Origin of the sequence: Mesorhizobium sp. (assembly GCF_004962925.1) — a bacterium.
In the GTDB taxonomy this organism is placed as follows: Bacteria; Pseudomonadota; Alphaproteobacteria; order Rhizobiales; family Rhizobiaceae; genus Mesorhizobium.
In genome coordinates, this window is record NZ_SUEO01000001.1 from 145,604 (window position 1) to 159,950 (window position 14,347).

Consider the following 14,347-nt stretch of genomic DNA (forward strand, 5'->3'; position numbering starts at 1 on the left):
GCCACTAGCATGGAGCCAGGTCAGTTTTGAACTGGGCAGTCGTGGACTTCCAATGACTAGGCCAAGCCTGCGGCAAAGAATGCTTTCGCGACAGGCTGGAAATATTGCATAGGAACCGCGTGGCCGAGTTTTGTAGTGCTTATCAGCTGACGCGCTAAGACATGGTCATGGACGATCGTCAGGCGTAGTGCCCGCGCCTCACTCAACACATGTGAAACGCGCTCACCTTCGGCACGGCAAACTAAGAACGGCACCCCGGTTTCACCGCGAACGTAACGCAGACCGATCAGGACCGCCCTTCCTGTTAAGACCAGCGTGGCGCGATGCACGCCAAGCGCAGGCTCGTCGGCCGCCTCCTCGCGGATGCGACGCTGTTCACCTTTCAACTCTGGCGCTCCTTGCTGATCCTTCGACTCGCGCGTCACTTCGGTATTGGTCATGCGCATTTCGCGCAGATACAACGCGCGCTGGAGCAGGAGATCGATCAGTCCGCCGACCAGCAGTGCGCCGGCGCCAATTCCCATCAGCAATTTTGTCTCCATAAAGATGAGGCCAACACAGCCCATGCCGCAGATCGGCAGAGGGACCATTGTCTTCCACATCCCGAGAAGGACAATGGAAAAGGTTGCGCTGAGAACCAATACCTTGAACATGGTCTTGCAGACTTCGACCATGGAACGAGCAGACCCCAAGCGCTTCAGCCCTTCAAAGGGGTCAATTTTCTTAAAGCTGAGCTTCATCGGCTCCAGAGAGAAGACAAATCCACCATTGGCTAGCAGGCTGGCCAAAATCACCGCGGCGACGAGGGTTCCAAGCAGCGGGCCAACAGCCGCGACGGTGAGTTGGACGAGCACAACCAATGCCTGCGGCACCGCGGTATCGAAAGGTAGGCTCTGCAACTTGGTGGCTAATAGGAGCGCTTCCCGGCATTTGTCCTCGATCACGCTGCCTCTTAGCCAAAGGTAGCCGAGCCCAGCGCAAGTCCCGACCGCGCGGACGAAATCGGAGCTACGTGGCAGCTGTCCTTTTTTGCGCGCTTCACTTAACTTCTTCGGGCTGGCGGCGTGTGTCTTCTCTTCACTTGTGTCGCTCATGGCAGCAATTTGTCGAACCACTCCAGCACGCCGTTGGCTTGTGTGACCTCCAGTTTCATGCTCTCCACCAGATAGGCAGCGTAGGTGACCATGAGAACTGGAAAGACAATGTTCTTGATTGCCGGAGACAGTTGGCTCGCCTTAAATTGCGGGGCAAAGCGACGCAGCAGCATCATCGATATATCAATCAGTATCAGGAAGAACACGACAGGCCCCGATACCAATAATGCCGTGCGCATTATGCGGTCGAGAAGCCCCAACAACTCCATTGCTCCTGGCCCGCTCAGTGTCGGGTGAAACTGATACACCGGCCAGATCAAGTAGCTGCGGTACAGGACACTGATCAAAGTTTCCAGGCCTCCTGATCCGACGAATATGGCAATCGCAGTGATCCCCAGAAAAACGCCCATCGCGGAAGCCTGACTGTTCGTCGCGGGATCGGCCGAAGCGGTCGGGCTGCTGATGCCGCGTTGGTTGTCGATAAGCTCCCCGGCAGCCTGAAGGCCCCAAAGCGGAATGCCAAGAAAAGTGCCAAGGAGTACACCGACAAAAACTTCCTTGAATCCGAGCAGGGTTAGCTGGATCAGGCGTGTATCAGGATCCAGCGCCGGCAATCCGCCGCTGACGTGTGCCAGGCATGGTAGTGCGAAGCCAACAGCCAAACAGCCCCGGATCAGCCCACTGATCTGCGAGCGTGTGAATACGGGAAAGATCAGCATGATGCCCATCGCGCGGGCTGCCCCAAGACCTGCCGCAACGACGAGTTCGAGAGCCGTCTGGATCAGAATTTGAATATCGGCCGATGGCGCTTCCATGGGGCGGACTAGTAGCTAAGTGTCATTGCGGGAAACTCGGTGAAGATCTGATCGGCTAGCTCTATGAGCGGGGCGCTTAGCACAGGAGCAAACAGCCCAATCACCGCGACAACGACCAGAAGCTTCACGGTGAGCGGCAAGCTTTCATCCTGGATCTGCGTCGCCGCCTGGAGGATGCCGATGACGAGGCCGACAACCACTGATGCAATGAGCGGCGGTAGAATCCAGATCATGAAAACCACCAGTGATTGGCTCATAAGAGTAATGATGCTGGATTCAGTGATGATCAGCCTCCCGGTAACGTATAACTCAGCACAAGCCCATGCATCAATTTTGACCAACCATCAATGGCAACAAACAAAAAGATCTTGAACGGGACAGATATAACAGTTGGTGAGACCATCGACATACCCATTGCCATCAAGATAGTTGTCACTATCAGATCTATAACAATAAAAGGCAGATAAAGTAGAAATCCTATCTCAAATCCGCGCTTCAATTCTGATAGCAAGAAAGATGGTACAAGTATTGCAAAGTCATCAGGCGTGGCTGCAGCGTGCATTTCCTCTGGCCAGACCTTTTCTGTCGAAGATAGGAAAAATCGCCGCTGCTCTTCATTTGTGAATTTCTTGAGATGCTCGCGCAAGGGCTCACTTCCGGCTTTAGCGGCGCTTACCCAGTCGTCGAATGTCTGATAGTGGAGCTTGGGATCCGACATGCGGTCATAGGTCTGCTCAGCAACGGGCGCACTAACGAACATAGTGAGGATCATCGCCGCGGCGTACAGCACCACATTGGGTGGTATGGTCTGGGTCCCGAGCGCATTGCGGACGAGGAAAAGAACAATTGATACCTTTACAAAGGCCGTTGTCGTGGCAACTGCTAAAACCAGCAGACCGAGTCCGGCGGTAACCGCAAGAAGCGCCAGGATTGTCGGCTGAGCTTCACTCATTGCATGCAAACCCGCCACGGAGCCTGATGCCCAGCTCTTCTCCGATGCGGACAATGTCGCCACGCCCGATACGCTGACCATTGGCCACTATGTCGACCGGGCCGTCGATCGGCCATCCAAGTTCAAAAATATGCCCTTCGCCGGCACTTCTTAATTCCCCAAGAGAAATAGGCCAGCGGCCGCATTCAAAGACAAGCACGATCTCGACATCGTCGAGATCCTTAGTAAGCTCCAGTTGCGATCCGGGTTGTGTCATATGCGCACTCTCCAAAGGACACGGTCGCGGGCGGAAAGGCCCCCGCAAGATTAATTCATCGCCGTCAAGATCCGCCTCGGCGCACAACTGGCCGACAGCTAGGGTGATCTGGCCGCGGCCGAACGGCGCAATATCGGGCAACAATGCATCACCGACACATGCGCTTCGAAGAAGCGCCGCAGGAAGGCGAAGCGTGCCGACCTCTCCTGCAACAATGAGCGGGAGCTCTGGAGGCAGCCCGCCCAGCTGCCGCGGCAACTGGGCAAGCAGTTCGCCTAGCGCGCGAAACGCAGGCGGTACTAAGCCGTCAAGTGGCGTGAACAGGAATAGACGGCCCTTGCCCTTGACCGCGCCGAAAATGATGTCGAGTTCAAGATGAGGAGCCAGCATCGTGGCTTCGCATACCCGCACGAGTTGCACGTTCAGACGCGTCGTCTCCTCCAGTCGAGTGACAAGCGGCTCCAGAGCGAGTTCGAGAATTAGCGAAGCAGTTGGCTCGGAAGGGAAGGCCAAGCCGTTCTGCACTGTCGTGATGAACTCCTCTACGAGCGGGCGCGACAGTGACAAGATGACCGTTTCGGCTCCCACTCTCCAGACGCAGTCAAGCATCGGAATGGCAGCAGGTTCCTGCTGCCAGACAAGCCCTGCCGTTCGCACCGATAGCGGCACCTCGTTGATCCGGCTTTGAAACGGCGTGCGCGGCGCTGCTGTATCATTGAGCCACGAGACAACCGTGTGGGACAGTTTCAGAACTGGTTCGAACATGGCGGGTGTGACCGCAGCGCCTATCAAAGACTGCACGGTCGTGTCATTCGGACGACCTCTTGCGACCGTCGGATCCGGTTGCGCGGCATTTAGGCAAGCGACCCCCTCGCATATTTCAGCAGTATCTCATCGTCGGCCTCGATCTCGGCTGCGGCCTCCGAATGAGTCTCGACGGCGCGCCGCACGTCGTCCTCGATTTGTTGCCATTTGTCCCTTGCCGCCGAACATATGACCCATAGCTCCCTCGTCCTGGACGCCGCCATCTCAGCCTCCTCTTGAGCGATTTGGGTATCATCAAGCATCTGCCGTCTGGAATCGATCTCAGCGGCAAGCTGTTCAGTGTGAAGGCGGTGACGGTCGAGCGCTGCGCTAGACAAGTTGTCGAGTGACATCAGATGCTGATAGAGCGCTGCTTCTTTTCTTGAACAATGTTGCTGTATCATTGCAAGCTCCCTAGAGGCATTTTGTACGGCTGAGGCGGCCACATCGCGCTGGGCTTCCTTCTTGGACAGCTCGCCAAGGGCACGACGCTCTTGCATTTCCTTCAGAAGCCGTAACCTCGAAGACTGAATCCAGTTTACGCGGTCAGACGCGACATCCATGCGACCGTCTCCTCGAAATCTGACGCGTCATCTTCGCTCTGGCGCAGAAACTCCCTCAGTTCGTCGATTGACGCGACAGCCCGGTCAGTCAGGGGATCTCCACCTGGCTTGTATTCGCCAACATTGATCAAGAACTCGGTCTCGGCATAGCGCGATAGGAGCTCGCGGAAAATGGATGCTGCCTTGCGATGTGTCCCCGAAACGACTGCATCCATGACGCGGCTGCGACTCTGCAGCACATCAATAGCGGGGAAATGCGATCGCGCCGCAATAGCGCGTGAGAGGATGACATGGCCATCGAGAATACCACGCGATTCCTCGGCGATTGGATCACCCGTGCCATCACCCTCTACAAGCACCGTATAGAAGGCCGTGATTGAGCCCCGCTCACCCATGCCGGCGCGCTCGAGCAGGCCTGGCAGCATGCCAAAAACGGAAGGAGGAAAGCCCCGTCGCGTCGGCGGCTCACCCGCAGCAAGGCCTATTTCGCGCATAGCGCGGCAGAAGCGCGTCAGCGAATCCAGCATGAGAGCAACGCGTAGGCCTTGATCGCGGAAATATTCCGCGAGCGCAGTCGCCATTGGAGCGCATTGCGCACGCTCTACCGCCGAGCGGTCGGATGTTTCAACCACGACGACCGTACGGAGAAGGCCCTCTTCACCAAGATTCCTTTCGATGAATTCACGAACTTCCCGTCCACGTTCGCCTATGAGCGCCACTATGACGACGTCAGCGGCGGCACCCTTTACGATCTGTGACAACAGCGTCGACTTGCCACCACCTGGCTCGCCATAAATCCCGATCCGCTGGCCCTCGCCGCACGTCAGCAGACCATCGAGGACACGGACCCCAAGCGGGAATGGCCGCTCAATCATGCGCCTCGTCATCGGATTGGGGGCTCTGCCATGCAGGGGCCGAGTTTCGACGGTCTTGATTTCGCCTTTGCCGTCCAATGGGCGGCAACGACTGTCGATCACGCGACCGAGCAAATCGCCGCCGACGGGCACCTCACGCATTCGGCCAGTGGCCACGACCTCTGCGCGGCTGGATAGGCCCACCAAGTCCCCGATCGGTGTCAGCAATACACCATCACCCGACAGGCCGATCACCTCGGCCTCGAGCGACAGCCCGGTTCGCGGGTCCTCTAGGAGGCAAAGTTCCCCAATACGAGTGTCTGGCAAGACGGCATGAACCAGTGTGCCGATAGCCCGCGTGATCCGACCGCGCACCGCACGCGTGTCAATTCGCTTGGCCGCAGCCCTCAAAGACGAGATTGCTGGAACGAGAGCTCGAGTGTCGGCGTCAGCGTTATGTTCTGGGACGGGCTTTCTCATAGCTCGCCTTTCTCACAGAGCGTCCCGAAACCAAGGCGCAGCGCGCGCATCTGGGCGTCAAGTCCTAGGTCGACATTGCCGTACTCGCTCCACAGCACGCAGCGTTGCGGCGACAACGTCGGGTCGGGCTCGATCCGCACCCTTGGTCGACCATCCTGGCCGTCGCATCGAGCAAACTCTCGTGCAAGCATGTCGACTTGCATGGGAGAAACATGAAGGCAAACTTCGGCGCCGCTGTATTGACACTCTATGGCGTGACGAACAGCCCTCACCAATAGCTCGCCCGGATCGAAAGCGCCGATAAGATCGCTCAATATTTCCATCACGAGCTGCGGCAATTCCTGCTCCAGAGCCGCCTTTCGTCGCGCGATTTCGGAGATTGTCTCCGCAATCAGCCCTGCCATCTCCTCGGTGCCTGCATTCGAGCCCTCCATGTGGCCGCGCGCCCACGCCCGCTGGTAAACGGCGCGTGCCCAGTTTCGAACGCGCTGCCGATGCCGTTCTGCCGCGGCAAGGGCTTGCGCGGCGCTGTGCCAGGTTTCGAGCTCGCTCGCGGGTATCAGTGGTCCGACTGGACGCATCTGCGGCGCTATTGGCCCCTCGGAAAGTTCGACTGTCATTTCACCGGGGTCTCTGTCTCAAAATGAGCTACTACAAGTGAAAGCAATTGGCCGGCGGCGGTCCAATGCTCAGGTGCTGGAGTCTCCGCGGCAGTCCCCTCGGGCAATCGAAGAAGCACGCGGTTACGCTCGGTCGCTGAACTGTCCTGGAGCCAAGCCCCAAGACATGCGTGTCCATCGTATTCGATTTGCTGAGCGAGTTTTTCTGGGTCCGCGATCAGTCTTTTGTCAACAGCATGCAGCAGGTGTCGGATTCCGAATGCGTGTGCATCCACGCCGATGCGTTTAACAAGGATGGCAAGCTCAGGCTGAGAGACAAACGCGACCAGCGAACGGGCATGCCAGATACTACCAGCAAGAAGGGCAGCTCGATATGGATCATGCCCGCGTAGAAGGTCCGGCCTGCAGCCGATGTGGTTCAGATCCACGTCATCGTTGCCCAGCAATTCTGCCAGCCTTGGATGCAGTCTGGAACACTTCTGCAACTTCACTAACGTTTCGGCCGATAACGCTGGATCAAGACGCGCCGCAAGACGGGTCGGATGGGCCGAAGCCGCAAGCTCGCTCGCGCCCGGAAAGTGCGGACCATCAGGTCGGGCGGTCTGTATAGGCATTGGCAATGAGATGTCACCCACGTCCAATTGCAGGCATTCTTTTGCGAATGGCCTCGACAGCAGAAGCATCCCGGCGCCCCTCGACCTTGGAAACGCCGGTTGATTGCTTGCGCCGACGCGTAACAACGCTGATCAAGAGATAACAGGCCACGGCGAATACGGCTGCGGCAAAACCTGTTACGGTCGCCAGAAGTGGCGCAGGAAGAGGTAGTGATGCTTGTGGCAAAACAGCAGTCGGATCGGGCCGTTGCTCGTGTGCGGACCGTTCTACCGGCACCAAAACCACTTCCACCTTATCGTAGGACAGGCCTTCGATGCTGTCGGCTACAAGCATCTTTATCTTTGGCAGCAGAGCCGCGACATTTGTTTTTGCGTCGTGCCTGATAAACACCGAGGCCGAGGATGGCGTGGCACCGGCTCGCACAAGGTCGTTATGCGGCAGCACGACGTGAACACGTACAGAAAAAACGCCATCGATATCGCTGATCGTCCGCGACAACTCTTCGCTCAGGGCATACACGTAACGGGCACGCTCTTCGGTCGGCGAGGCAATCAGGCCTGATCCTTGGAATATCTCACCGAGGTTCTTGAAGGATTGGCGCGGCAACCCCTTGGCGTTCAGAAGGTTGATTGAGAAGGCGAGCAGCTTTTCGTCAACCTGGATCGTGCTGGTTCCATCCTTGGCGACCACCCGGATCGCGGCGACCCCGTTGTCTTCAAGAAGTGCGAGCATTTCATTTGCCTCACGCTCTTGCAATTGCGTGTAGAGGTCGGCTTTGCAAGCAGTGAGGGCGACGAGAACTGGCAGCATGACAAGTCTAACCGACCGCCACCCTGACAGGCCACGCATGATTTCGCCCTCGGCCAAGCCAATCATGCGCGCGGTTCAACCTTCCTTCAAAAGTTTATTCACGGATGATGTGACGCCGCTGACGCCTTTGGAGATAAGCGCCACCTGGGTGACGCCGGTGTAAACATCCCGAAGACCAGCCATCATCATTTCGAAGTCTTGCCCTTGTTGAGGAATGCCCGAGATTCCGGTTCCCGCCTCACCTGAGACGGGAGGCTTCTGCGCCGGTCCCGGTAGAGCGCCCTTCGAAAGGGCTATGTCATGGTCGAGCGCGGGGAAGGAAACAGTGTTGTGTGGATATAGGGAGGAAATCGTCTGCAACACGCGATCGCCCATGCCGCTCGTCGGCGCAGCCGCGCGCTGAACATCCATCGCCGCAGCAACTGGCGCCGCACTCGCTGACCCCGCGGCGGGATCGTTTTTCAGCGAGTCGGCTGCATGCCCTAAGGCGCGCTCAAACTGGGCCTGCTCGACAATCGACGGTGATCCGACCCTGGGGAGGCCAGCCGTTAGAGTGGCAGAGATCGACGTGACAGGCATCATCATGTAAGGACTCGGTTGCTCTCTCTGACCGGGCGAGCCCCGCCCATTCATCACCCGGTGTCGGCGCAACACTCCTAGGGGGGCAAGCTGACAACAAGCTGACTAACGGCGGCGTCATTTCGACAATCTAAAATCTCTTCGGCAATTTAGTCACTTGTGATGATTTCAGCGTTTGGTTTATCAGTGCGACATGCCGAGAACGCTTATCCAACCCGTCACCCTGCATGTTTTGAGACTTCTTTGTGCCGGGTTTTTTCTGTCCACCGGGATTCAACCGGCGCACGCAGTCCCGCTGTCCCTTCCGGCGACACCCTATAGATACACGGTTCTGGATCAGGAACTCGCTGCAGCGTTGCAGGAATTCGGCAACAACCTGAATATCAGGGTCAACATCAGTCCTGCGGTGAAGGGGCGAATTCGCGGACGTATGCCTGATTTGCCACCGCGCGCGTTCCTCGACCGCTTGACGAACCTTTACGGTCTCCAATGGTACTATGACGGCCTTGTGCTCTATGTGTCTGCTGCACAAGAATCGCAAACTCGAATGCTTTTGATGACGTCGATTCGCTTCGATGCGTTCAAGGGGGCTCTCGACAAGCTTGATATCTCCGATGAGCGCTATGTGGTCAAACCCGTGCCAGGCAATGGCCTCGTCTTCGTTTCCGGTCCACCGCGCTTCGTCGCACTCGTGGAGCAGACCTTTAACGGCTTGGTGGCGGAGGCGCAGGCGCAGACTCACATAGCGGCCACGCCAAAGGAATCAGTGCTGATCTTGTTTCGTGGCTCCTCCACTACGGTCGTTCGCGACGGACGACCGGATGCTTCTTATTCTTCTGACATCCCACAACAGGATAGCGTTGGCGGGAAGCCTGAGCTGGGCAAGAAATGAACATTGAGGATTTCCCGCAGCTTTGAAGAACATGACTGCGGCTACCCCTTTGTGAACTCTTCGCAAACTCGTCAGTTTCTCGAAAGCTAATCCGCTCATGATGAGTCCCGGCAGCTCTCGCGGTGACTCCGGCCATTGTGTTGGACCGAACCTTGGAGCCGGCCCGGAACACAGCAATTGAAGGCAGGGCAGGCGCATTCGTGACCTGCCGACGCTTGGAATTGTCGAATTTTGTGAAACGCAAGGGATCTTCTGTCGGGGTCTCTTGTGGGGATTTCAACGTCACGTCTGAGGATGCATAATGTCGGCCAGCAATCTTTCAACTTTCTACCGCTCAAATTCGCTACAGTCCGCAAGGGGTTGGCCGGGCCTGAAAGTTTCCCATTTTGCGACCCAGCATCAGCAAAGTGCATCGTGCTTCGAAGCGATGCTGTCCACTTGTGTGCTGGCAGACAAGCCCGGCTCTTTCGCGCAAGGGGATCTGCCAGCGTCGAATCTTGATTCGACAATGGATAAATTGCGGCAGGACCCTTTGGGCCATCTGGCACCGGATGTCGTGACATTGAAGGGCTTGGAGCAACACCCACTGGATCTGCTGCCGCCAAATATGAGGGCGGCTCTCAAGGAGGACCAATCGCAACGCTCCAAGGCGACTGAAGCCCAACATCTGCTCGGCGTCACCCCGAAGATCGAGCCGGCTCCCAGGCCGAGCCCCGGAATCACGTGGAACGGCGGGTCGCTGACCACGGCTGAGTTGCAGATTGTTGCGGTACTCAACCGTCACAAGGACCAATGCCCGCTTACTTGGAAGTCGTTGACCGACAAAGCCAATGATCCCTCTACGCCACCGGATCTGAAAGCGGCGATCCAGGGACTGCAGCAGGATTCGGGACTTTTTTATGCGATTGGCTCGCAGGGCGACGGCCGCTGTGGAGGCAAGATCAACGCCAAGGACTTGGCCGGATTTTCAAACCACCACCCACAAGTTGCTGCATTTCAGGAAGCCCAAGCGCAAAGCTACGAGCAGAACTACATACCATCCGACGGCAGCGGAGGTTTGCAGCCTTCGGTCATGACCTTGAGCGATGCCTTGCGGGAGTTTTACCGGTACTCCGAAAATCTGTCCAAGGACCTGAGTCTGGATGAGTTCAAGAAAATGGTCGGCGGCGAATCGAAAAACGGCAAATTTCCGCCCCAGGTCATTGCGGCGGCGCAATATTTCCTCGATCACCCCGATGCTTGGAACCAGTTGTGCGGTGGCTCGAAAGGGAAGATGCACAAAGAGGATTTCCTGCAAGTCGCCTCATCGTCGATGAGCCTCACGCAAACTGAGCTGAATACGGTCGAGATGATCAAGGACCATCAGGACACGTTCTTTGGAAGCGGTGTTCTGACGCGCGACAAACTGGCGAAAATGAAAGACGACAAGAGCCTTGATCCGAAAGTGCGGGAAGCAGCCTCTCAGCTCCTTTCAGATCCTCTACTGTTTGGCCTCCTGAACAATTCGATCACGGGCTATAAGACCCATCATAAATTCTTCGACTTTGGCGGCGGGCATACGGTTGATTCCGGCAATATCAGCAAAAAAGACTTTGCCCATTTTTGCACAAACATGTCGTCTGCGAACCGCAACGTTCAGCAGCCAATCACCCACGGCGCCCAAACCGCAGAAGAGCAGAATGCCGTCGCGGACATGAAGATGGGCCTGATGGACCAGCCTGACATTAAGTCAGCCAAAAAGAACGGCGGGGCCGTCATGCACGTCGTCGACTCCGTGCTCAAAATCGAGACGAAAGTGCTCGACTTGGCGGCAACGGCGGTGGGACTGCTCAGCTTCATTCCGGGCCTCGGACAAGTAGCCGATCTTGCCTCGATGGTTCTCGAGGCTGAGTCGCAAGCAGCCAATCTCCTGCGTACGGCCATTAACGGAGGCGATATGAAGCGAGCGCTGGAGGAAGCTGGCCTCAATATGGCCGCGCAGGCGATCGGCCTTATCGCAGGCCCCGAGGTCAAGCTGGCCATTCGAAATGGGCTCGTAAAGCACCTGATGGAAGAGGCCTTGGCGGCAGGCATTGATCTTTCGGTCTCGACGGCGCAGGACTACGCAGAAGGCTATGTGAATAACCTCAAAGCGCGCCTTGCAGGCGGCCCTGAGCAAAGCCTAGGCCTTCCGAGCATGCCATCATTCCAGAGTGTGGCAAGCAATGTGCCCTTCGTCGGCATTGCCTTATCCTAGCCGTCGCCTTGCGCGGAAGCTTTGGCTCGCGCGCTGACATAAGGGTCATTGTGGCACAAGCAGGGGTTCATCCGCATCAACGCAGCGGTGTTCCTGACGCCATCTGGATCGGACTGTGAGGGGGATGTCCGAAGTCTGTGAAGGCTTCGGTATATGACGACTTCAGAGTTACGCTGAGCCCAGCCATCTCGAGCCGGTGCGCCGGGTCGAGGTTTTCACGGGCGCCGGCCGGCAGCGGGGATGGTCTCCGGAAGGCACGGCGCGGATGGTGGCGGAGCGGCGCAGCCGAAGGAACGGCTGTCGCGCGCCCAGGGCGGCCTCCCGAACAGCCAGACGATGATCTCCTGCCTTGGGCCTATATCCTTGTGCCCACGCTCAAGGCAGTCGGCTGAAAACAGCGCTGATTTAAAACAGCATTATCCTGCACTGCACCCTCGATCCTTGCGCTCACCGATCGCTCGTCGACACGCACGCGGTCAAGTCGTTATCGGCGCTATGCCGATGGGCTTCGAGAGCAAGGTGGACGCTGAGCGGTGCGTCAGCCTCAGGGCGCGGCTGGCCAGCTTTGGGTCTCACGCTCTATGACGGCAACACCCGGCTGATCCACTTGGCCTGTTCGCGGGCTCCCGGCAGCGGCGCGGAAGCCACGGTCCGCCTTCCTCGGCTTCAGGCCAAAGATACCGCAGCATGCTCCAGAGCTATGTCTGCCGCCTTCGCCCCATCGTCGCTGGTCATGTGGAAAGGACAAGCAGGCTACGCACCCCATAATCCCGTCGGGCAGGATTCGACAGTCGACGGCGAGACATTCGCCAAACCTCACCCTTGATTCTCAGCAACGTTAAAAAAAATTCACATAATGTTCGTGAGTGTAGTCTCCTGTCAGGTGGTACATTAGCCCCAATATCTGGCGTCTTAGTCGTAGAAAGGACTGTGATCCATCTTCCATTAGCATCCATACCAGCGGATTTACAGCAAATGACGAGAGAGGTCTCATGCGGATTGATGGGGATAGAAGGGCTAGCGACTTGCTGCATCCCGTCCGGGTTGATGCCAACCAATGTTGACACTGGTAAATCGCCTAAGGACGGCAGCGCATCTTGATCGGCTTCGAATCCTGGGCCTTTGCGCGCATGCGGATCTAACCGTCGGCGAGCTGGCCGATATTACCAGTCTGCCTCGCGAGCAGGTTCGACGCCACGTTCGGCGGCTGGGCAGAGCCAACTTTCTTTGCTGCAACGAACGACGTCCGCAGTCTTCGTACCATATGCAAGCAGGAGGCAAGGATGGCGGGCTGGCTCAATTGGTGGTCGATCTCCTGCCCCACGATGATGGCCATCATAAAAGAGACCTACAACGCCTGGAAGCAATACAAGACGCGCGGTTGAAGGGACCGCCTGCTTGATCGTGAAATAGATCAGTCCAAATGGAGCGCGACTACCATGGATAACTCCGCCGGCGGCGCCATCGCGCAGCCCGACACTTACGGGCGGCCTCACTTAGCCGCCGTCGACTCCCGCGTTCACGAACTGCTTCTAAGACAGGAGCGCCAGGAGCGGACAACTCTCAAACTGATCGCCTCCGAGAACTTTGCCTCCTCGGCGGTGTTGGAAGCGACCGGGTCGATTTTCACCAACAAGTATGCCGAGGGATACCCCGGTGCGCGCTACTACGCCGGAAACGAGATCGTCGATGAGCTTGAGACCCTCGCGATCGAGCGCCTGAAAGCGCTATTTGGCAGTGAACACGCCAACGTCCAGCCTTATTCAGGCTCGCCAGCCAACCAGGCTGTCTATCGCGCGCTTTTGAGCCCCCGTGACAAAGTCATGGGCTTGCCTTTACCCGAAGGCGGCCATCTGACTCACGGTTGGTCCGTCAATTTTTCCGGCAGCGATTATCAGCGCGTCCCGTACAGGCTGCACGAAAAGACACAGCAAATTGACTATGACCACTTGCGCGAGACCGCCAAGGGGGAACGCCCGAAGCTAATTTGGGTCGGCGGAACTGCTTATCCGCGTATTTTTGACTACGCGGCAATGGCCGAAATTGCTTCGGAGGTGAACTCGTATCTGGTGGCTGACATCGCCCACATCTGCGGCCTGGTTGTCGCAGGAGTGCATCCGAACCCCGTGTCCCATTGCGATGTGGTCACCAGCACCTCTCACAAGTCGATCCGCGGTCCCCGGGGTGGCTTCATTTTATCAAGGAATGAAGACCGTTATCAGCCCCTCCATCATCCGAAGAGCAAACACAATCTGGCCAAACGTATAGACCGCGCCGTGTTCCCTCTTCTGCAAGGCGGACCGCATATGAATACTATCGCCGCGCTTGCCGTCGCTTTGCAGGAAGCAGCGAACTCGTCCTTTCGTGTCTACGGTCAGCAGATCGTCCACAACGCCAAGGCTCTGGCCCAGGCGCTTCTGGAGCGAGGTTATGAACTCGTCACCGGGGGCACTGACAATCACATGCTGATCCTTGATCTTCGGGACCGGCCGCTGTCAGGCAAAGCCTATGCGGAGCGCTTATCGCGTGCAGGCATCATTGCGAATTTCAATATGGTCCCGGGCGACCGGCGGCATCCGGCGCTGACAAGCGGCATCCGCTTAGGGACACCAGCGGTGACGTCCATGGGCATGCGCGAAACGGAGATGGTGCAGATCGCCGCTTTCATCGACTCGGTCTGCCGCCAGCCCGATGACCAGGAAGTTCATGCGAGCGTACGAAGAGACGTTGCCGACTTCTGCACTGCGTTCGATGTTCCCGGCATCCCCGACCGATAA

Annotated in this window: 15 protein-coding genes; 3 read left to right on the plus strand and 12 right to left on the minus strand. The window is 57.5% G+C overall.

Translation table 11 applies throughout. The features are described from left to right. Positions 1-56: 56 nt before the first annotated feature. The 11 genes from E5W87_RS00705 to E5W87_RS00755 form a co-directional block, all read right to left on the minus strand. On the minus strand, positions 57-1,094 hold the full coding sequence (locus E5W87_RS00705) for an EscU/YscU/HrcU family type III secretion system export apparatus switch protein (RefSeq protein WP_029354843.1): 1,038 nt from the start codon (positions 1,092-1,094) through the stop codon (positions 57-59). Further along, positions 1,091-1,909: a type III secretion system export apparatus subunit SctT gene (gene sctT / locus E5W87_RS00710; RefSeq protein WP_292393024.1), complete on the minus strand. Its 819-nt coding sequence runs from the start codon at positions 1,907-1,909 to the stop codon at positions 1,091-1,093. Before sctT ends, E5W87_RS00705 begins: the two co-directional genes overlap by 4 nt. Before the next feature lie 8 nt (positions 1,910-1,917). Further along, a complete protein-coding gene (locus E5W87_RS00715; RefSeq protein WP_081714428.1) occupies positions 1,918-2,166 on the minus strand; it encodes an EscS/YscS/HrcS family type III secretion system export apparatus protein in 249 nt (82 codons plus the stop codon). A 29-nt stretch (positions 2,167-2,195) separates the two neighbouring features. Further along, positions 2,196-2,861 (minus strand): type III secretion system export apparatus subunit SctR, encoded by a 666-nt coding sequence (gene sctR / locus E5W87_RS00720; protein ID WP_029354851.1) that lies wholly within the window; start codon positions 2,859-2,861, stop codon positions 2,196-2,198. Continuing rightward, entirely contained in the window at positions 2,854-3,882 is a 1,029-nt protein-coding gene (sctQ, locus tag E5W87_RS00725; protein WP_095769044.1) for a type III secretion system cytoplasmic ring protein SctQ, read from the minus strand. The genes sctR and sctQ overlap by 8 nt, the downstream gene beginning before the upstream one ends. Before the next feature lie 89 nt (positions 3,883-3,971). Continuing rightward, the gene (locus tag E5W87_RS00730; protein WP_292393026.1) at positions 3,972-4,484 is read right to left on the minus strand and encodes a hypothetical protein; all 513 of its coding nucleotides are present in this window, start codon (positions 4,482-4,484) and stop codon (positions 3,972-3,974) included. After that, the gene (gene sctN / locus E5W87_RS00735) at positions 4,460-5,818 is read right to left on the minus strand and encodes a type III secretion system ATPase SctN (protein WP_024505372.1); all 1,359 of its coding nucleotides are present in this window, start codon (positions 5,816-5,818) and stop codon (positions 4,460-4,462) included. Before sctN ends, E5W87_RS00730 begins: the two co-directional genes overlap by 25 nt. After that, a complete protein-coding gene (gene sctL / locus E5W87_RS00740; protein WP_135932615.1) occupies positions 5,815-6,438 on the minus strand; it encodes a type III secretion system stator protein SctL in 624 nt (207 codons plus the stop codon). Before sctL ends, sctN begins: the two co-directional genes overlap by 4 nt. Next, entirely contained in the window at positions 6,435-7,073 is a 639-nt protein-coding gene (locus E5W87_RS00745) for a nodulation protein NolU (protein WP_337126767.1), read from the minus strand. Before E5W87_RS00745 ends, sctL begins: the two co-directional genes overlap by 4 nt. Next, positions 7,066-7,929 carry a type III secretion system inner membrane ring lipoprotein SctJ gene (sctJ, locus tag E5W87_RS00750; protein ID WP_135937770.1) on the minus strand — a complete coding sequence of 288 codons (864 nt, stop codon included), beginning with the start codon at positions 7,927-7,929 and terminating at the stop codon, positions 7,066-7,068. Before sctJ ends, E5W87_RS00745 begins: the two co-directional genes overlap by 8 nt. 9 nt (positions 7,930-7,938) lie before the next feature. Then, a complete protein-coding gene (locus E5W87_RS00755) occupies positions 7,939-8,448 on the minus strand; it encodes a nodulation protein NolB (protein ID WP_292393028.1) in 510 nt (169 codons plus the stop codon). Positions 8,449-8,635: 187 nt separating this feature from the next. Here E5W87_RS00755 and E5W87_RS00760 point away from each other — a divergent pair, with 187 nt between their 5' ends. Together E5W87_RS00760 and E5W87_RS00765 are read left to right on the plus strand one after the other, a co-directional pair. Further along, positions 8,636-9,334 (plus strand): secretin N-terminal domain-containing protein, encoded by a 699-nt coding sequence (locus E5W87_RS00760; protein WP_095486058.1) that lies wholly within the window; start codon positions 8,636-8,638, stop codon positions 9,332-9,334. A 301-nt stretch (positions 9,335-9,635) separates the two neighbouring features. Then, a complete protein-coding gene (locus E5W87_RS00765) occupies positions 9,636-11,570 on the plus strand; it encodes an HrpF/NolX family T3SS translocon protein (RefSeq protein WP_292393030.1) in 1,935 nt (644 codons plus the stop codon). Between the two features lie 1,138 nt (positions 11,571-12,708). Here the strand turns inward: E5W87_RS00765 and E5W87_RS00770 are convergent. Next, positions 12,709-12,909, minus strand: a complete 201-nt coding sequence (locus E5W87_RS00770; protein WP_292393032.1) for a hypothetical protein — start codon at positions 12,907-12,909, stop codon at positions 12,709-12,711. 100 nt (positions 12,910-13,009) lie between these two features. Here E5W87_RS00770 and glyA point away from each other — a divergent pair, with 100 nt between their 5' ends. Continuing rightward, positions 13,010-14,347 (plus strand): serine hydroxymethyltransferase, encoded by a 1,338-nt coding sequence (gene glyA / locus E5W87_RS00775; protein ID WP_128242920.1) that lies wholly within the window; start codon positions 13,010-13,012, stop codon positions 14,345-14,347.

Excerpts from the sequence above, each read along its gene's own strand:
- E5W87_RS00705 (WP_029354843.1), bottom strand. The coding sequence starts at position 1,094 with ATGAGCGACACAAGTGAAGAGAAGACACACGCCGCCAGCCCGAAGAAG.
- sctT (WP_292393024.1), bottom strand. The coding sequence starts at position 1,909 with ATGGAAGCGCCATCGGCCGATATTCAAATTCTGATCCAGACGGCTCTC.
- E5W87_RS00715 (WP_081714428.1), bottom strand. The coding sequence starts at position 2,166 with ATGAGCCAATCACTGGTGGTTTTCATGATCTGGATTCTACCGCCGCTC.
- sctR (WP_029354851.1), bottom strand. The coding sequence starts at position 2,861 with ATGAGTGAAGCTCAGCCGACAATCCTGGCGCTTCTTGCGGTTACCGCC.
- sctQ (WP_095769044.1), bottom strand. The coding sequence starts at position 3,882 with ATGTTCGAACCAGTTCTGAAACTGTCCCACACGGTTGTCTCGTGGCTC.
- E5W87_RS00730 (WP_292393026.1), bottom strand. The coding sequence starts at position 4,484 with ATGGATGTCGCGTCTGACCGCGTAAACTGGATTCAGTCTTCGAGGTTA.
- sctN (WP_024505372.1), bottom strand. The coding sequence starts at position 5,818 with ATGAGAAAGCCCGTCCCAGAACATAACGCTGACGCCGACACTCGAGCT.
- sctL (WP_135932615.1), bottom strand. The coding sequence starts at position 6,438 with ATGACAGTCGAACTTTCCGAGGGGCCAATAGCGCCGCAGATGCGTCCA.
- sctJ (WP_135937770.1), bottom strand. The coding sequence starts at position 7,929 with ATGATTGGCTTGGCCGAGGGCGAAATCATGCGTGGCCTGTCAGGGTGG.
- E5W87_RS00755 (WP_292393028.1), bottom strand. The coding sequence starts at position 8,448 with ATGATGATGCCTGTCACGTCGATCTCTGCCACTCTAACGGCTGGCCTC.
- E5W87_RS00760 (WP_095486058.1), top strand. The coding sequence starts at position 8,636 with ATGCCGAGAACGCTTATCCAACCCGTCACCCTGCATGTTTTGAGACTT.
- E5W87_RS00765 (WP_292393030.1), top strand. The coding sequence starts at position 9,636 with ATGTCGGCCAGCAATCTTTCAACTTTCTACCGCTCAAATTCGCTACAG.
- E5W87_RS00770 (WP_292393032.1), bottom strand. The coding sequence starts at position 12,909 with ATGATGGCCATCATCGTGGGGCAGGAGATCGACCACCAATTGAGCCAG.
- glyA (WP_128242920.1), top strand. The coding sequence starts at position 13,010 with ATGGATAACTCCGCCGGCGGCGCCATCGCGCAGCCCGACACTTACGGG.